We start from the raw sequence: 18,765 nt of genomic DNA on the forward strand, positions 1-18,765 counted from the left end.
ACAGTCTCATTGAGTGGCTTGGCTACGCCGTGAGGACGGCAGCAGTTGGGCAATGGGGCCGGTTCCGGCTTTGACTTGCTGGCCGAAGGTGGCGTTGTAGGTGGCGATGATTTCTGCGGCGATCGATACCGCGATCTCAATGGGCAGCTTGCCTTTGACTTCGGCCAGACCCATCGGGCACCGCATGCGTTGCAGGCTCTGTTCTTCGAAGCCGCGTTCGCGCAGGCGGTTTTCGAACTTGGCCCGCTTGGTTTTAGAGCCGATCAGGCCGAACCAGGTGAAGTCGTTGCGCTTGAGGATCGCGGCGCTCAACTCCAGGTCCAGCGGGTGATTGTGGGTCATGACAATGCAGTAGGTGCCGGGCAGCAATTCATCGACTTCATCCACCGGCTCTTCGTTGACGATTTTGCTGACGCCCGCGGGAATGACTTCTGGAAACTCCTGCTCGCGCGAATCGATCCAGCGAATGCGGCAGGGCAGGGCGGCCAGCAAGGGCACCAGTGCGCGGCCGACATGGCCGGCACCGAACACCGCGATCTGTGCCTGGACCTGCACCATCGGCTCGAACAGCAGCACGGTCGCGCCACCGCAGCACTGGCCCAGGCTCGCGCCCAGGCTGAAGCGCTCAAGATGGGTGTCATGACGCCGGCTGGCGATCATTTCGCGGGCGATGCGCATGGCCTTGAATTCCAGGTGCCCGCCACCGATGGTGTCGTACAGATGGTCGGCGCTGACCACCATCTTCGAGCCGGCATTGCGCGGCGTCGAGCCGCGCTCCTCGATGATGGTGACCAGCACGCAAGGTTCGCCACGTTCCTGCAGTTCGGCCAGGGCGCTGATCCAGTTATTCATGACAGGCTCCTTATGCTTCCACTTCCGCGACCTGTTGCCTGGCCTGCTCGGCCACCGCCTTGCGCATCTGCTCGCAACCCCACAGCACGCGTTCCGGGGTGGCCGGGGCGTCGATGCTGGGCTGCTGGCGATAGTCAGCCAGGCTCGCCACCGCATCCTTGATCGCACACCAAGGCGCTATTCCGAGCATGAACGGCGGTTCGCCGACGGCCTTGGAATGGAACACGGTGTCTTCCGGGTTCTTGCGGTTTTCCACCAGGTGCACGCGCAGATCGATCGGCATGTCGGCCACGGCCGGGATCTTGTAGCTGGCCGGGCCATTGGTCATCAGCTTGCCCTTGGCGTTCCACACCAACTCTTCGGTGGTCAACCAGCCCATGCCCTGGATAAAGCCACCTTCGACCTGCCCGATGTCGATAGCTGGGTTCAGCGAGGCGCCGACGTCGTGGAGAATGTCGGTACGCAGCATCTTGTATTCGCCCGTCAGGGTATCGACGATCACCTCGGCACAGGCGGCGCCAAAGGCGAAGTAGTAGAACGGCCGGCCGCGTGCCTGGGCGCGGTCGTAAAAGATTTTCGGCGTTTTGTAGAAGCCGGTGCTCGACAGCGACACCTGGGCGAAATAGGCCTGTTGGATCAGCGCCTCGAAAGTGATGATCTGGTCACGGATCCGCACATGGCTGTTGCGAAACTCCACGTCTTCTTCGCTGACCTTGTATTGGCGCGCGGCGAACTCCACCAGCCGTTGCTTGAGGATTTCAGCGGCATTTTGTGCCGCCTTGCCGTTCAGGTCGGCGCCGCTGGACGCTGCAGTCGGCGAAGTGTTGGGCACTTTGTCGGTGTTGGTGGCGGTGATCTGGATGCGGCTGAATTCAACCTGGAACACTTCGGCCACCACTTGCGCGACCTTGGTGTTCAGGCCCTGGCCCATCTCAGTGCCGCCGTGGTTCAGGTGAATACTGCCGTCGGTGTAGATGTGCACCAGTGCGCCGGCCTGGTTTAGGAAGGTGGCGGTAAACGAAATCCCGAACTTGACCGGTGTCAGTGCCAAGCCCTTTTTCAGGATCGGGCTGTGGGCGTTGAACAGGCGAATGGATTCGCGCCGCTCTTTGTAGTCGCAGCTGGCTTCCAGTTGCGCGGTGATTTCCTCGAGCATGTTGTGCTCGACGGTCTGGTAGTAGTGGGTGACGTTGCGCTCTGTCTTGCCGTAGTAGTTGGCTTTGCGCACGGCCAGCGGGTCGAGGGCCAGATGGCGGGCGATGCGATCCATCACTTCTTCAATGGCGACCATCCCCTGCGGGCCGCCGAAGCCACGGTAAGCGGTGTTGGAGGCGGTGTTGGTCTTGCAGCGATGGCCATTGACCGTGGCGTCGCCCAAGTAATAGGCGTTGTCGGAGTGGAACATGGCGCGGTCGACAATCGAGGCCGACAGGTCAGGCGAACAACCGCAGTTGCCGGCCAGGTCCAGATTGATGCCATGCAGGCGGCCGGTGTCGTCAAAGCCGACGTCGTATTCCACGTAGAAGGGGTGACGCTTGCCAGTCATCAGCATGTCTTCAACGCGAGGCAGGCGCATTTTGGTCGGCTGCCCGGTCAGGCGCGCCACCACGGCGCACAAGCAGGCAGGGCTGGCGGCCTGGGTTTCCTTGCCACCGAAGCCACCGCCCATGCGGCGCATATCGACGACAATCTTGTTCATCGGCACATCGAGCACTTCGGCGACCAGCTTTTGCACTTCGGTCGGGTTTTGGGTGGAGCAGAACACGATCATGCCGCCATCTTCGGTCGGCATCACCGAGGAGATTTGGGTCTCCAGGTAGAAATGCTCCTGGCCGCCGATGTGCAGGGTGCCCTGGACACGATGGGGGGCGGTGGCAAGCGCAGTGTCCGAGTCGCCGCGCTTGTGGGTGTGGCTGTCGAGGACGAAGTGACGTTTGCGCAGGGCCTCGACCACGTCCAGCACAGGTTCCAGGTCTTCGTATTCGATGATCGCGGCCATGGCGGCCTGGCGGGCGGTCTCCAGGTCGCGTGCAGCCACGGCGATGACGGGCTGGCCAACGAACTCGACGATATCAATGGCCAGCAGCGGGTCGCCCGGCAGTAGCGGGCCGATGTCCTTGAGGCCTGGAATGTCTTCATGGGTAATGGCAATGCGCACCCCTTCGAAGGCATAGCAGGGGCTGGTGTCGATTTTCAGGATGCGGGCATGGGCACGGTCAGACAAGCGTGCGTACACATGCAGCTGATTAGGGAACTCCAGGCGGTCATCGATATACACCGCCTCACCCGACACATGCTTCTCGGCGCTGTCGTGCTTGACGCTGCGGCCGACGCCGGTGGTCAGGTCCTGGGTGAACAAATCGGCCAGTTCTGCCTGGGTCTTGGGCGCGTTGTGATGGTTAGACATAAGCGGTCACCCGAGTTTCGATGTGCGGTGTTTGCAGTTCGATGAAGTATTTACGCAGCAGGTTCTGCGCACTGAGCAGGCGGTATTCCTTGCTTGCCCGGAAATCCGACAGGGGCGTGAAGTCCTCGGCCAGTGCGGCGACCGCGCGATCGATCGTGGCCTGGTTCCAGGCGTTGCCCAGCAGTGCGTTTTCGCATGCCTTGGCACGTTTTGGAATGGCCGCCATGCCGCCGAAGGCGACCCGTGCATCCGTGATGACGCCGGCTTCGAGGCGAACATTGAACGCGGCGCATACCGCGGAAATATCATCGTCCAGGCGTTTGGAGACCTTGTAGGCGCGAAAGCGTGTATTGGTCTCGGGCAATGGCACGATGACCTTTTCGATGAACTCGCTTTCCTGGCGCGCGGTGATGCGGTAATCGATGAAGTAGTCTTCCACCGCCAAAGTGCGTGTGTTGTCGCCTTGGCGCAAAACGATCTGTGCCCCCAATGCAATCAACAAGGGCGGCGAATCGCCAATGGGCGAGGCGTTGCCGATGTTGCCGCCCAGGGTGCCCTGGTTGCGGATTTGCAGGGACGCGAAGCGGTGCAGCAGTTCGCCGAAGTCTGGATAGTGTTCGTTCAGCGCGTCGTAGCAATCGGTCAGCGGGGTGGCAGCGCCGATTTCCAGGCGGTCATCAAAGCGCTCGACGCGTTTCATTTCAGCCACGTTGCCTACGTAGATCATGACCGGCAGGGCGCGATGGAATTGCGTGACTTCCAGCGCCAGATCGGTACCCCCGGCCAGCAGCCGAGCTTCAGGGTGTGAGCTGTAGAGGTCAGCCAGGTCAGCCAGGGTGACCGGTACCAGGCAGCGCTTGTCGCCACTGTTGAGTTCGGCCACTTCTTGCGGGGCAATGGCTTTGAGGCGGGTGATGGTTTCGTTTTCGCGCGCATCGAACTGGTCGCCAGCGCCTTGGCAGCAGGCCTGTTCGGCAGCCGCCAGGATCGGGCGATAGCCGGTGCAGCGGCACAGGTTGCCGGCCAGGGCTTCCTGGGCCTTGTGCAGATCCGGTGCATCGCTGTTCTTTTGCAGGGCAAACAGGGACATCACAAAGCCCGGCGTGCAAAAGCCGCATTGCGAGCCGTGACAGTCGACCATCGCCTGCTGGACGCTATGCAGTTTGCCTTGGTGCTTGAGGTCTTCGACGCTGATCAGTTGCTTGCCATGTAAGGAGGCGACAAAAGTCAGGCAAGAGTTAAGGCTGCGATAGCGTATGCGCTCACGGCCCTTTTCATCCTGGCCGAGCTCGCCGACCACCACGGTGCAGGCACCGCAGTCGCCGCTGGCACAGCCTTCCTTGGTGCCGGGTTTGCCGGCCTGCTGGCGCAGAAACTCGAGTACCGTCAGATTCGGGTCCAGAGCATGTTCGGTGCGCAGCGTCTGGTTAAGTAAGAACTGGATCACGGAAGGCCTCACAGCGAATTATTGTTGTTGAGCGGACATGTGCGAAATGTAGTCATCTCTGACTTTTGGGTCAATTGTTTTCTGACCTATGGGTCAAGAAAATTTCAAAACGCCAGGCACGTGAGATAACCAGGTAGTACGTTAAGCATAGAAGCTCAATGTTCCCTGAGCATTGACGGATGTTTTTGCGTAAATCGTGCCAGTTTCAACACGTTGGCCTCTGCGCTAGTGCGGGCCAATTGCGTTACACTGCGCCGCAGCACAGTTCGAGATTTTTGAAGGAAACCCATGACGTTCAAGGCGCCGGACAGCCTCTGCGAGCAAATCGCCCATTACCTTGCCGAACGCATCATTCGTGGCGAGTTGAAGCCTGCCGAGCGCATTCAGGAGCTAAAGGTCACAGCGGCGCTGAATGTCAGCCGTGGATCGGTGCGCGAAGCGCTGTTGATCCTCGAACGCCGGCACCTGGTGACCATCCTGCCGCGCCGCGGTGCACACGTCACCGAACTCAACGAACACAATGTGCGCAGCTTGTGCAGCCTGATGAGTGAGCTGTATATCCTGCTGGGCACTGCCGTCGCGCAAAACTGGAAGAGCACCGCCGAACTCGCGCCTTTCCTGGATATCCAGCAACGCTTGAGCGACAGCCTGGGGCGCGGCGATATAAAAGCCTTTGTCGAAGACAGCTTTAATGTGATGCGCGCCGCTTATCCGTTTGCGGATAACCCCTACCTGCAGGAAACCGTCGAAAACCTGCAGCCGGCCATGAGTCGCACCTACTATTTGGCGCTCGACCAGCGCAAAGCGGACATGAGTGTGTATCTTGCCCTGTTCGCCCAACTGCTCGAGGCAGTGGTCGCCCGTGATCCGGCTCGCATTCGCAGTGTCTTGGCTGAATACGCCCAGCGCAGCTGCGAGCAAGTGCTGTCGGTGTTGGATTAAGCATGCGTCTGAAGTGCATTAAACTGGCTGGATTCAAATCCTTCGTCGATCCCACCACGGTCAACTTCCCCAGCAACATGGCGGCGGTGGTCGGGCCTAATGGTTGCGGCAAGTCCAATATCATCGATGCGGTGCGCTGGGTCATGGGCGAAAGCTCGGCCAAAAACCTGCGCGGCGAATCGATGACCGACGTCATCTTCAATGGCTCCACCAGCCGCAAGCCGGTCAGCCAGGCCAGTATCGAGCTGATCTTCGATAACGCCGAAACCACGCTGGTGGGCGAATACGCAAGCTATGCCGAGATTTCGATTCGCCGCAAGGTGACTCGCGACGGCCAGAACACCTACTTCCTTAACGGCGCCAAGTGCCGCCGTCGCGACATTACCGATATCTTCCTGGGCACCGGCCTTGGGCCGCGCAGCTACTCAATCATTGAGCAGGGGATGATTTCCAAGCTGATCGAGGCCAAGCCTGAAGAACTGCGCAATTTCATCGAAGAAGCGGCCGGTATCTCCAAGTACAAGGAGCGGCGTCGCGAAACCGAAAACCGCATCCGCCGTACCTTTGAAAACCTCGAGCGCCTGACCGACTTGCGTGAAGAGCTGGAGCGCCAGCTCGAGCGCCTGCACCGCCAGGCCCAGGCTGCCGAGAAGTATCAGCAGTACAAGGCCGAGGAGCGTCAGCTCAAGGCCCAGTTGTCGGCCTTGCGCTGGCAGGCCCTGAATGAGCAGGTGGCCCAGCGCGAAGCGGTCATCGGCGATCAGGAAGTCGGTTTCGAGGCTCTGGTGGCGCAGCAGCGCAATGCCGATGCGAGCATCGAGCGCTTGCGTGACGGCCATCATGACTTGTCCGAGCGCTTCAATTTGGTGCAGGGCCGTTTTTATTCGGTCGGTGGCGACATTGCGCGTGTCGAGCAGAGCATTCAGCACGGCCAGCAACGCCTGCGCCAGTTACAAGATGACCTCAAGGAAGCAGAGCGCTCAAGGCAAGAAACCGAATCCCATCTTGGCCATGACCGCACGTTGCTCGCCACATTGGCCGAAGAGCTGGCGATGCTTGAGCCCGAGCAGGAGTTGACCAGCGCCTCGGCCGAAGAGGCCGCGGCTACCCTGGAGCAGTCGGAAACCACCATGCACGCCTGGCAGGAGGAGTGGGACAGCTTCAACACCCGATCCGCCGAGCCAAGGCGCCAGGCCGAAGTGCAGCAATCGCGCATCAGCCAGCTGGAACTGAGCCTTGAAAAACTCAGTGAACGCCAGCGTCGCTTGGGCGATGAGTTGGCGTTGCTGGCGGCTGACCCCGAGGATGCGGCCATCCTCGAGCTGAGCGAGCAGGTGTTGAGCAGCGAATTGCTGATCGAAGAGTGGCAAGCCGCCGAAGCCGAGCACGTCGAAAAGCTCGAACAGGTGCGCTCGGACTTGCACAGTGCCACCCACGCACAACAACAGGCGCAAGGTGAGCTGCAACGCCTGCATGGCCGCCTTGCCTCGTTGGAAGCGTTGCAACAGGCGGCACTGGACCCAGGCACCGGCGCGACCGAGTGGTTGCGTGAGCAGGGTCTGGAGCAACGACCCCGCCTGGCCGAAGGGCTGCGCGTTGAGCCAGGTTGGGAGCTTGCGGTCGAGACGGTGCTGGGCGCCGATTTGCAGGCCGTTCTGGTCGATGATTTTGCGCCGCTGGACCTCATCGGTTTCAATCAGGGCGATTTGCGCCTGGTGGAGCCGGATCGTGATATCACCCGTGTTCCCGGTAGCTTGTTGGACAAGGTCGAGAGTCAGATGGATCTGGCGCCTTGGTTGGGCGCGGTTATCCCGGTCGAAGATTTGGATGCCGCCTTGTCCCGGCGAGGGCAGCTCAGCGTGGGCCAGAGTCTGATTAGCCGTGATGGCTATTGGGTTGGCCGCCATTTTCTGCGGGTTTGCCGTGCCAGCGACGCCCAGGGCGGCATGCTCGCGCGTGGCCAGGAAATGCAACAGCTACAGCTTGAGCGCGATAGCCGCGAAGCCGCGCTGGCGGGGCTGGAAGAGCAACTGCAGCAATGGCGCGAGCAGCAGTCGTTGCAAGAAGACAACCGTGAACAGCTACGCCGACGCATTCAGGAAGAATCGCGCCAGCAAAGCGACCTCAAGGCCCAGCTTTCAGCGGGCAAGGCAAAGGTCGAGCAGTTGACCCTGCGCCGTCGGCGTCTAGACGAAGAGCTGGCGGAACTGGCCGAGCAGCGCGTCCTGGAGCACGAACAGCTCGGTGAGTCGCGACTGGTATTGCAAGACGCCCTGGATCTCATGGCCCAGGACACTGAGCAACGTGAGGCCCTGCTGGCTCGCCGTGACAGCTTGCGCGAGCGCCTGGACCGGGTTCGGCAGGAGGCCCGCCAGCACAAGGATCACGCCCATCAGTTGGCCGTACGCCTGGGATCCCTGCGTGCGCAGCACGATTCGACTCGTCAGGGCCTGGAGCGCCTGGAGCTGCAATCGGCCCGCCTGATCGAAAGACAGGAGCAGTTGAGCCTGAATCTGGAGGAGGGCGCCGCACCGCTCGAAGAGTTGCGCATCAAGCTTGAAGAGCTGCTGGAGCGGCGCATGGTCGTCGATGAAGAAATGCGTGTGGCGCGCATGACCATGGAGGAGGCTGATCGCGAACTGCGCGAAGCTGAGAAGCGCCGTACCCAGGCGGAGCAGCAAAGCCAACTGATACGCGGCCAACTGGAACAGCACCGAATGGAATGGCAGGCCTTGAGCGTCAGGCGCAAGGCCCTGCAGGAACAGCTGCATGAAGACGGTTATGACCTGCACGGCGTGCTGGCGACGCTAAGCGGTGAAGCCAATGAGCAGGAGGCCGAACAAGAGCTCGAACGCATCGACGGGCGTATCCAGCGCCTGGGCGCCATCAACCTGGCTGCCATCGATGAATATCAGCAGCAGTCGGAGCGCAAACGCTATCTCGATGCCCAGAATGCCGACTTGGTCGAAGCCCTGGAGACCCTGGAAAACGTCATCCGCAAGATCGACAAGGAAACTCGGACGCGCTTCAAAGATACCTTTGATCAGATAAACGGTGGCATTCAGGCCTTGTTTCCAAAAGTTTTTGGCGGAGGCAGCGCTTATTTGGAACTGACGGGCGAAGATTTACTCGATACAGGGGTAACCATCATGGCGCGTCCGCCGGGGAAGAAGAACAGCACCATTCATTTGCTCTCGGGGGGCGAGAAGGCACTGACCGCGCTGGCGTTGGTATTTGCCATCTTCAAATTGAATCCGGCGCCGTTCTGTATGCTCGATGAAGTGGATGCGCCATTGGATGATGCTAACGTTGGACGCTATGCCCGGCTGGTGAAAGAAATGTCACAAACTGTGCAGTTCATCTATATCACCCACAACAAGATCGCCATGGAAATGGCCGATCAATTGATGGGGGTGACCATGCATGAACCCGGCTGCTCGCGGCTTGTAGCGGTGGATGTGGAAGAGGCCTTGGCAATGGTCGAGTCCTGAAATGATAACAAATGCAAGTTATCTGACGGATTGGCCAGGACAGTTGCGACAGACGGTGTAAAGTTGACCAAGGTCGTGCTAGCTTAGTGTCCAATTATCGTACGCGTGGGAAACGCCTGACAGAACATGCAGTTGGCGCCACGTTTTAAAGGGGTTTTTGCCCTTCTTTTTTTAGAATTTTTGAATAGAGGCACAGGATTACATGGATATCGGTCTGCGCGAGTGGCTGATTGTCATCGGCATTATTGTCATTGCCGGGATATTGTTCGACGGCTGGCGTCGCATGCGCGGCGGCAAAGGCAAGCTGAAGTTCCGTCTGGACCGAAGTTTCTCCAATCTCCCGGACGATGAGCCCAGCACCGAAGTGCTGAGCCAGGCGCGAGTGCTGGAAGGTGAAAAAGATCCTGGCCTGGATGAAAATGACCTGCCGTCCATGTCCGCTGCCCGCGAGTCCAACAAGCGCGGCAAGCGCCAGAGCGAATCGGCACAAAAAGAGTCGAGCATGAAGGCCAGCCGTCAGGAGCCAGACTTGTTCTCGGGGCTGGAACACGAAGATTTTCCAGACGACAAGGCGCCAGCTTTCAGTGCCACAGGCGCTGTAACCGAGGCCAAGGACCTGCCGCCGGTAGAAGAGGTGCTGGTGATCAGCGTCATTTCCCGCGACGAAAGTGGGTTCAAGGGCCCAGCATTGCTGCAGAACATCCTGGAAAGCGGCCTGCGCTTTGGCGAAATGGATATTTTCCACCGCCACGAAAGCATGGCCGGTAATGGCGAAGTGCTGTTTTCCATGGCCAACGCAGTCAAGCCTGGCGTGTTCGACTTGGACGATATCGATCATTTCAGCACTCGCGCGGTCAGCTTCTTCCTCGGCTTGCCGGGGCCGCGTCATCCGAAACAGGCCTTCGATATCATGGTCGCTGCGGCACGCAAGCTCTCCAGCGAGCTTGACGGCGAGCTCAAGGACGATCAGCGCAGCGTGTTGACCGCCCAGACCATCGAACACTACCGCCAGCGCATTGTTGAATTCGAACGCCGTGCCCTGACTCAGAAGCGCTGACCAGCGGGGCTGTCAGCCCCATGGTTCGCCAATACAACAGAGAGCAGCCCAGGCTGCTCTCAGGCGGCTGACAAACTGTAGCCGCTGCCGAAGGCTGCGATGCGGCCCGTCAGGGGCGCTAGTGCCGGTCTTAAGATCCAGCGCCCGCTGTGCGGTCGATCGCAGCCTGTCGGCAGCGGCTACAGGCTGTAATCCGCCGCTGGTTTGTCAGCAATCTGAGAGCAGCCCAGGCTGCTCTTTTGCTTTTCGAGAGAATAATCAACATGACCGCCCCACAGACCCGGATCCTCGAGCTGCGTGCCGAACTTGACCTGCACAACTACCGCTATCACGTGCTCGACGAGCCCAGCATCCCGGATGCCGAGTACGACCGCTTGTTTTGCGAGCTCAAGGAACTGGAGGCGCAACACCCCGAACTGATCAGCAACGACTCGCCCACCCAGCGAGTCGGCAGCGCAGCCCTCAGCGCTTTCACTCAGGTGCGTCATGAAGTGCCCATGCTGAGCCTGGGCAACGCCTTCGAAGAAACAGACCTGCGCGAATTCGATCGCCGTGTTGTTGGAGGACTTGATCTGCCTGCGGGCGATCTGTCCGGTGGTGGTGCGGCGGTGAAATACAGTTGTGAGCCCAAGCTCGATGGCCTGGCGGTCAGTCTGTTGTATCGCGATGGGCAACTGGTGCAGGGTGCGACCCGCGGGGATGGCACCACGGGCGAAGACATCAGCGTGAACGTTCGTACAATACGTAATATTGCGCTCAAGCTGCACGGCAGTGGCTGGCCCCAGGTGCTGGAAGTGCGGGGTGAAGTGTATATGTCCAAGGCCGGGTTCGATCGGCTTAACGCGACGCAAATTGAAGTCGGCGGCAAGACCTTCGCCAACCCGCGTAATGCCGCTGCGGGCAGCCTGCGCCAACTGGATTCGAAAATCACCGCCAGTCGTCCGCTGGAATTCTGCTGCTACGGCCTGGGCCAGGTGTCTGCGCAAATCGCTGATACCCATATCGGCACGCTGGAGCAGCTCAAGGCCTGGGGCTTGCCGATCAGTCGCGAGCTCAAGCGCGCCGAGGGTATTGCCGACTGCCTGGAGTATTACCGGGATATCGGCGCCCGTCGTAACGAACTGCCTTATGAGATTGACGGTGTGGTGTTCAAGGTCGACAACCTGGCTTACCAGCGTGAACTGGGTTTTCGGGCTCGCGAGCCGCGTTGGGCGATTGCCCATAAATTCCCGGCCATGGAAGAAGTCACAGAGCTGCTGGATGTGGAGTTTCAGGTAGGGCGCACCGGCGCGGTGACGCCAGTGGCGCGACTCAAGCCGGTCAAGGTCGCCGGGGTTACCGTGGCCAACGCCACGTTGCATAACATGGACGAAGTCGCCCGACTGGGTTTGATGATTGGCGACAGCGTGATTATTCGCCGTGCTGGCGATGTGATCCCGCAGGTGATGCAGGTGGTCCTCGAGCGTCGTCCGGAAAATGCACGCCCCGTGCAAATCCCCGAGCAGTGCCCGGTGTGCGGCTCGCAAGTTGAGCGCACGCTGTTGGTCAAGCGCAGCAAGGGCAAGGAAACCACCAGTGAAGGCGCGGTGTACCGGTGTGTCGGCCGCCTTGCCTGTGCCGCGCAGCTCAAGCAGGCCATCATCCACTTTGTCTCGCGCCGGGCGATGGACATCGAGGGCTTGGGCGAGAAAAGCGTTGAGCAACTGGTGGATGAAGGCCTGGTGCGCTCGCCTGCCGATCTCTACACCCTGACCTTTGATCAGGTCGTGGCGCTGGAAGGCTTTGCCGAGCTCTCCAGCAATAACCTGCTCAAGGCGATTGGAGACAGCAAGCAGCCAACCCTGGCGCGCTTTATCTACGCCTTGGGGATTCCGGATGTGGGCGAGGAAACCGCCAAGGTGCTGGCGCGCTCGCTGGGCTCGCTGGAGCGCATCATGGCAGCCTTGCCGCAGGTTCTGACTTACCTGCCGGATGTGGGGCTTGAAGTGGCCTCTGAGATTCATGCGTTCTTTGAAGATGATCACAACCGCGAGGTCATCAAGTTACTGCTTGACCGAGGGTTGCAGTTGCAGGATCAGGGTGAGCTGGGCGCCGATTTTGCTGCCAGCACGACCTTCGCCGGCATGATCGCCAAACTCGATATTCCTTTCGTCGGCCCAACCGGTGCGCAGAAGCTGGTGGACAAGCTTGATAGCCTCGACAAAATCATTGGCGCCGACGGGATCGACTTGCGTCAGGCGCTGAACACCAAGCAAGCGACTGCTGTGCGGGAGTTTTTCGCCGTGCCTGAAAACGCCGCGCGAGCGAAAGCGGTCGAAGCACAGCTGCGCGAATTCGGCATGCATTGGGGCAGTGAAAAGAAAGTGGTCGAGGGGCTGCCACTGGCGGGTCAAACCTGGGTGCTGACGGGGTCTCTTGAGCGCATGAGTCGAGATATCGCCAAGGAAAAACTTGAAAGCCTGGGCGCCAAGGTCGCAGGTTCTGTCTCGGCCAAGACCCACTGCGTCGTGGCAGGCCCCGGTGCCGGCTCCAAGCTTGTAAAAGCCAATGAGCTAGGGCTCAAAGTACTGGACGAAGACCAGTTCGTGAACTTCCTGGCGGAACACGCCCTGTTGTAGGAGCAGACTTCAGTCGCGATGGCATCACCGCGGTCTACGATAAGCCGCGGTGATGCCATCGCGACCAAGGTCGGCTCCTACCTACGGAGATACCCATGTCCGGCTATTTCAATCAGCTCAGTTCTCGAATCAAAGTCTGGGAGTGCCAGTGTGGGCAGTCGATCTTCTTTCGCAACAGCCAATGCCTGGCGTGTTCCTCGGCGCTGGGCTACTGGCCGCAACTGAACCTGTTGGGCACGCTTAAGCCCGCTCAAGCGCCGGATATATGGGCGTTGACGGCGCAGCTGGATGCCGGCGCTTTTCGTCGGTGTGCCAATCTTGATACCCCGGCAGCCTGCAACTGGCTGGTACCGGCCGACAGCCCAGAAACGTTTTGCCAGGCTTGTCGTTTGAATCGCACCATCCCCGATTTGTCGATCCCACAAAACCACGAACGCTGGCGCAAGGTCGAGACCGCGAAGCGGCGAATGGTCGCGCAACTGATCAGTGCAGGTTTGCCGGTCGTGCCGCGAGAGGAAGGTGCCGAATCGGGGTTGGCATTCGACTTTATCGGCGTCGATCTTGCGGGCAAGTCACCCACCACCGGGCATGCCAACGGCCTGATCACGCTGGACATAAAGGAAGCCGATGATGCCTTTCGCGAGCAGATGCGGGTCAACCTGCATGAGCCTTATCGGACCTTGCTGGGTCATTTTCGTCATGAGGTCGGTCACTATTACTGGGATCTGCTGGTGGCTCAAAGCCAATCGCTGGATGCGTTCCGACAGGTGTTTGGCGATGAGCGGCAAAGCTATGCCGACGCCTTGCAGCGGCATTATGAGCAAGGGCCGCCAGGCGATTGGGCCGACAGCCATATCAGCGCTTACGCGACCATGCACCCTTGGGAAGATTGGGCCGAAACCTGGGCGCACTATCTACACATGATGGATGCGCTAGACACTGCGCAGGGGTTTGGCATGAACGCCCAATCGCTGGAGCTGGATTATCCGCCCTATAGTCTGCAAAGCCTCTATGACCCCCGGGCTGGCGGTGCGCTTGAGTTCCTGGGGTTTATCAATGCATGGATCGAGCTGTCGGGCATGCTCAATGAGCTTTCTCGCAGCATGGGGCAGGTGGACTTCTATCCATTCGTGCTTTCGGCACCCGTGGTCGTCAAGTTGCAGTTCGTGCATCTGATCGTTCAGGGCGCTCAATCTACCAGCCATGGCATATCTATGTAGTCGCTTGAAGAGGGCAGATTTTTTTAGCCTCTGGTTTTCTTGAACAGAGGCTTCTCCAATGTCCCTACCCCCCACAACCGAATACACCCGCCACAGGAAGAACCTGGAGGTCATTGCTCGTTCCCTGCCTGAATGGCTGAGCGTTACAGGTGAGCCCCAGATTTCTGCCCGCCAGGGCTATGCCAGTAGCATGCGTGCCCAGCATCAGGCCAACGCTGAGGTTGCAGCCATTATGGCGCCCCTCCAAGGCTTGGAAGATTTCGCCAGTAAGTTGTTATCGGCGAAACTGGCAAGTGTTGGCCAGCGGGACGTTGATATTCGTGCATGTGAGTACGTGAAGACGGTGGCAACTAAAAGGTCTGCTTGGCCGTCCATTCATGCTGGGTTTGGTTTCGTCGAGAAAGTCCGATGCAGCCTGTTGCAAGGTGCCTTGCAGAACTTTGAAATCAGTGAGACCGACGCCGAGTCCTATAGCATCGGTTCGGGACTTTACTGTAATGGCCGGTTGCTTGATTTTGCGCCCGAGCGGTTCGCGTCGCTGTGCCGCGATTTGGATATCGGGAGGCGCTATAGAGAACACGTGCTGTCAATTTTTTCCCCCTCCAACAATGCAGTCGCTGCGCAGGTGTTCAGAAGCCTGGTGGAGGCGCGAGGATGTGCCCTGCGAGTTGCAACCCATGAAGCATTTTTGAAGAAGACCATCGGTTGGCCGGCCTATCAGATGCTTCTGTCGTTCTGTCGCGATGAGCCGGCGAATATCGAAGGCGATCAGTTAGCCGCCTGTTGTCAGGTGTCGTTGCACGGTCATTCATTGCCTGGGGTGCTGGTATTTCAGAGCGCTCAGGCAGAAAGCATTGGGCAGGCTTCTTGTCAAAAACGGGTGCTTTATGTTCCCGGTGACTCGATTGCGCAACTGCACGAGTACGATGATGAAGCCGCCTTGGTCTCTGCCCTGAATCTTCGGCTGCGCATTGAAAAATTTCGTGACCTGTTGGTGCGTCATGCGCCTTTGACCGAGCAGGCGGTATTGCGCGCCAAATTGCGCGACACGTTTTTAATTTGCGATTTGCAGATAACCCCGCTCACCGACAACCTCTTCGAGACGATGGTCACCCAGCGGTGGGGGCAGCTGAACTTGGATTGCCAAGCGCTGGCCGTTTCCACCGAAGACGTAGACCGGGCCGAACGCGAGCGCTTTTGGGAGTCGTTGGAGACAGTTGGAGAAGTGCTATTGAATTTGGTGGGCTTGTTTGTGCCGCTGATCAATCAAATACTGCTATTCACAACCCTGGGGCAGTTGGCGGGCGATGTGTATGAAGGGATAGAAGACTGGGCAGAAGGGCGAAAGCAAGAAGCCAAGGAGCAGTTGTTAGGCGTTGTGGAAAATCTGGGGATCACCATCGGCACGGGTTTGATCGCCCATCAGATCATCAGTCGAGTCAAGACGTCGACGTTTCTTGAGGGGCTTCGTCCAGTCAAACTTTTTTCTGGGCAGGAGCGCCTGTGGAATCCCGACTTGATGCCATACCGCTGCAGTCTCGATCTGTCGGATGCCGGCCCGGCCGTGCAGGGGCGGCTGAGAGTTGCAGGGCAGGACTACGTCTTGATCGACCGGCACCCTTATCGAGTCTTCAAGGATCCGGGCCTGGGCAAATGGCGGATTGAGCACCCGAGCCGCACGGGGGCTTGCGCACCCATTCTGGAGGGCAATGAACAGGGCGCCTGGCGAATTCAACAGGAAAGACCCTGGGAGTGGGCCGACTCCCGTTATGCGTTCCGGCGATTGGGACTCTCCGGCAGCAGCTTTGACGACCGGCAGCTGGATAATATTCTGGCAGCGACAGGCCTCAGTGAGGAGGACCTATGTCGAGTGCATGTGGACTCGTTGGCGGCACCGGCCTGCCTGCGGGTTGCCATGTCGGACTTCCAGCAGGATGCAGCCATCGAGCAGTTCATAGTCGGTTTGCGTACCCAAGGCCGCGTGAGCGATGAACAGATGGCAATGTTCTTGCTGCCGCGCATGGGCGGCTGGCCCCAGACACCGAATCTACTGGCAACGATTGGGCAGCGCTCGAGTGATGTGTCATTGCTGGCCTTCCTGGAGCAAGTGCTCGATGCGCGGCAGCTCAGTCTGTTCAAGGAGGGGCAAGCCACACTGGCAGATGCGTTGGCCCGCTGTGCTGAACGCGAGCGAGTCGAATTGTTCGATCATTGCCTTGGTATGAACTCACCCACTCTATCGTCGGCAGGGCGTAAGGTTCAACGCGACTTCCCCGGTATACCCGCATTGCTTATCGAAGAGCTCCTGGCACAGTGCAGCGACGCGACCGCAGCCCAGTTGGCACGTGGCTCAAGGGTGCCTCTGGCGTTGGCTGAACAGGCACGCTGGACATTGCGTGAGGCACGCCTGCTGTCGGCCCTGGAGGGGTTCTACCTGCGTGGTCGGCGAACGGCGCGCTTTGACAGGTTGGCAGTCAGGTTGCTCGATCATCTACCGCCACGGCGTACTGCCTTTGCCGTGCAATTGCGGGAGGGAACCGTCAGCGGCAACCTGATCGCGGCTGCAGGGCAACCCGATACGGCGGCGGGTATTTTGGTACACACAGCCGCGGGCTATGAGGCGCTTGCGGCCACAGGCCAGGCAGTTACCGTTCACGATGATATTTTCGATGCGCTCACGCATCTGTTGCCTGCCGGCGGTTTGGAACAACAGGCCAGTGCGCTTCAGCGCGATCTGGCGGCGCTTGCCTTCGCGGATCGTCCGCGTGCTGCGCGCCTGGCAGATCTCGCACCCGAGCAGCCGTGGTTTCGGATGCCCGAGCGCTTGAGTGATGGCCGTCTGGGCTATCCCTTGAGCGGGCGCGGTGCAGTAGGCCGTCACACGCCTTTTCTGGTAGAGCAGTGCAAGTCATTGTTTCCGGGAATGAGTCATCGGGAAATCGATGTCTACCTGGAGGGTCTCAGCAATGATGGCGTCACTCTCCCTTTATTTCTCGAACAGAAGCAAGCCGAGTTGCAGTCGCTGCGAGAATGTCTTGATGAGTGGTTGGAACGAGAGGTTCAGCGTTCAGGTGAGGTGCGGGCGCGCAGGCTGGACGTATCAAGGCGTATTGTCGCCGGCTGGCAGCGACAAAGTGGTCGTTACTTGAATCGAGCAAGAGAGTTCCAGGGCTATCGACTGGATTTGCAAGGCGCAGACTTGAGTCGCCCGCCGGTATTTCCGGTGGAGGTGGATTTCTCTCATATCCGTCACCTGACATTGGCCGAGTCAGGGTTGACCAGTATTCCCAACGGATTTCTCGACAGCTTCAGCAAATTGCAGGTACTCGATCTGCGAGACAATCACCTGACTCAATTGCCTGAGGCAGTGGGCAACATGGTCTGCCTTGAAGCGCTCGAACTACAGGGCAATGCCATTGCTTTTGATCAGACGGCGCTACAGGCATTGAGCGGTCTGAGGCGCCTGGAAGAGTTATCGTTGGTCGGAAACCGAATCGGCCGACTCCCTGATCTGACAATGCTCACTGGGCTACGCATGATCAGCTTGCGCGAAACCGGCATCCGCGAACTCCCGACAGGCCTGATGGGTCTGGAGCATATCGAGTTGGCTGACTTGCGGGGCAACCGGATCGTAACGCTTCCATCTGAGCTCTATGGCGGCAACCGGCAACTGGCTCGCGGGCTGATGCTAGAAGACAACCCATTGAATGATGAGACGTTGGAGCGCCTGCAGGGGTATCGCGAGCGCACCGGAATCAACCTGGGGCAATTGGACGTGCAGGAGGCCATGATAGGCAATCCAGCGGTCTTGTGGGTAATGGGGGACGATGTAGGGCTGGCTACAGGGCGCAGGCAGCGCTGGGTTGACTTGCGTGCAGAGCCAGGGGGGGAGACCTTTTTTCGGTTGCTGGATGAGCTGGGTAGTACTGCGGACTATGACAAAGACCGCGCGGGATTGACGACCCGTGTGTGGCAGGTGGTCGATGCCGCTCACGACAATCTTAAACTACGCAGGGAACTGTTTGATCTGGCAGCCAATCCCCGCAGCTGCGCTGACAGCGTGTCCTTGAATTTCAGTTACCTCGAACTTCAGGTCCGAGTCTTCAGGGCTAACGAACTGGGTAGCAGCAGCGAAGTTCGTAACGAGCTATTGCGTCTGGGGCGCGGATTATTCCGCCTGGAGCAAGTGGACCTGATTGCACGTGAGGATATGTACTCGCGTCCGTTGGAGGCCGCACATCCTGTCGATGAAATAGAAGTGGTGCTGGCCTATCGGGTAGGCCTCGGGCCGAGCCTTGAGTTACCTGGGCAGCCGCGCAGCATGTTATTTCAGGCGATCTCCGGCGTCAGTCAAAACCAATTGCAAGCGGCGCAAGCCCGGGTGCTGGCGGCCGAGCAGCCCGCAGCCCTTGCCCGGTTCATTGCCACCCAACGGTATTGGAGCCGATGGCTGCAGGCCAATCACGCCGAAGAGTTTACACGGCTACGTGAGTCGTTCGAAGTCGATGAGGAGCTGCTTGAAGCACGCAAGTCGCAGCTTGAAGAACAAACGTATGTGCAGCGATACAACGATCTGCAGAAGGCCTATCAGAGCCAGAAACAGTCGCTCAAGGAGCGTCTGACGCTAGGCGAGTTGGCGGATTTCAGGGCTGCCGAGCAGGGCTAGACTCACAAGTCCTTGAGAAACGTTGATTTTTTCAACTGGCAGAGGTTGTATCTTCGAAAAGTCTC

At 59.3% G+C, this 18,765-nt stretch carries 9 protein-coding genes; 6 read left to right on the top strand and 3 right to left on the bottom strand.

The features are described 5' to 3' along the window. Positions 1–6: 6 nt before the first annotated feature. The 3 genes from xdhC to xdhA are packed head-to-tail and all read right to left on the bottom strand — an operon-like array spanning position 7 to position 4,706. Complete coding sequence (gene xdhC / locus AC3IX4_RS08360) at positions 7–852, bottom strand: xanthine dehydrogenase accessory protein XdhC (protein WP_489260091.1); 846 nt, start codon at positions 850–852, stop codon at positions 7–9. Between the two features lie 10 nt (positions 853–862). Then, entirely contained in the window at positions 863–3,259 is a 2,397-nt protein-coding gene (xdhB, locus tag AC3IX4_RS08365; RefSeq protein ID WP_489260092.1) for a xanthine dehydrogenase molybdopterin binding subunit, read from the bottom strand. Next, complete coding sequence (gene xdhA, locus AC3IX4_RS08370; RefSeq protein WP_489260093.1) at positions 3,252–4,706, bottom strand: xanthine dehydrogenase small subunit; 1,455 nt, start codon at positions 4,704–4,706, stop codon at positions 3,252–3,254. The genes xdhB and xdhA overlap by 8 nt, the downstream gene beginning before the upstream one ends. Positions 4,707–4,994: 288 nt before the next feature. Between xdhA and AC3IX4_RS08375 the strand changes: the two genes are divergently transcribed. The 6 genes from AC3IX4_RS08375 (at position 4,995) to AC3IX4_RS08400 (ending at position 18,700) form a co-directional block, all read left to right on the top strand. After that, the gene (locus tag AC3IX4_RS08375) at positions 4,995–5,648 is read left to right on the top strand and encodes a GntR family transcriptional regulator (RefSeq protein ID WP_489260094.1); all 654 of its coding nucleotides are present in this window, start codon (positions 4,995–4,997) and stop codon (positions 5,646–5,648) included. A 2-nt stretch (positions 5,649–5,650) separates the two neighbouring features. Continuing rightward, on the top strand, positions 5,651–9,139 hold the full coding sequence (gene smc, locus AC3IX4_RS08380) for a chromosome segregation protein SMC (RefSeq protein ID WP_489260095.1): 3,489 nt from the start codon (positions 5,651–5,653) through the stop codon (positions 9,137–9,139). 202 nt (positions 9,140–9,341) lie between these two features. After that, entirely contained in the window at positions 9,342–10,196 is an 855-nt protein-coding gene (zipA, locus tag AC3IX4_RS08385) for a cell division protein ZipA (protein ID WP_489260096.1), read from the top strand. A gap of 263 nt (positions 10,197–10,459) precedes the next feature. Further along, the gene (ligA, locus tag AC3IX4_RS08390; protein ID WP_489260097.1) at positions 10,460–12,814 is read left to right on the top strand and encodes an NAD-dependent DNA ligase LigA; all 2,355 of its coding nucleotides are present in this window, start codon (positions 10,460–10,462) and stop codon (positions 12,812–12,814) included. 95 nt (positions 12,815–12,909) lie between these two features. Further along, positions 12,910–14,034, top strand: coding sequence for a zinc-binding metallopeptidase family protein (locus tag AC3IX4_RS08395; protein WP_489260098.1), 1,125 nt, complete (start codon positions 12,910–12,912; stop codon positions 14,032–14,034). Between the two features lie 58 nt (positions 14,035–14,092). Continuing rightward, positions 14,093–18,700 carry an NEL-type E3 ubiquitin ligase domain-containing protein gene (locus AC3IX4_RS08400; RefSeq protein ID WP_489260099.1) on the top strand — a complete coding sequence of 1,536 codons (4,608 nt, stop codon included), beginning with the start codon at positions 14,093–14,095 and terminating at the stop codon, positions 18,698–18,700. Positions 18,701–18,765: the final 65 nt, after the last annotated feature.

The organism is Pseudomonas sp. KH_021 (assembly GCF_057838865.1).

Excerpts from the sequence above, each read along its gene's own strand:
- xdhC (WP_489260091.1), bottom strand. The coding sequence starts at position 852 with ATGAATAACTGGATCAGCGCCCTGGCCGAACTGCAGGAACGTGGCGAA.
- xdhB (WP_489260092.1), bottom strand. The coding sequence starts at position 3,259 with ATGTCTAACCATCACAACGCGCCCAAGACCCAGGCAGAACTGGCCGAT.
- AC3IX4_RS08375 (WP_489260094.1), top strand. The coding sequence starts at position 4,995 with ATGACGTTCAAGGCGCCGGACAGCCTCTGCGAGCAAATCGCCCATTAC.
- smc (WP_489260095.1), top strand. The coding sequence starts at position 5,651 with ATGCGTCTGAAGTGCATTAAACTGGCTGGATTCAAATCCTTCGTCGAT.
- zipA (WP_489260096.1), top strand. The coding sequence starts at position 9,342 with ATGGATATCGGTCTGCGCGAGTGGCTGATTGTCATCGGCATTATTGTC.
- ligA (WP_489260097.1), top strand. The coding sequence starts at position 10,460 with ATGACCGCCCCACAGACCCGGATCCTCGAGCTGCGTGCCGAACTTGAC.
- AC3IX4_RS08395 (WP_489260098.1), top strand. The coding sequence starts at position 12,910 with ATGTCCGGCTATTTCAATCAGCTCAGTTCTCGAATCAAAGTCTGGGAG.
- AC3IX4_RS08400 (WP_489260099.1), top strand. The coding sequence starts at position 14,093 with ATGTCCCTACCCCCCACAACCGAATACACCCGCCACAGGAAGAACCTG.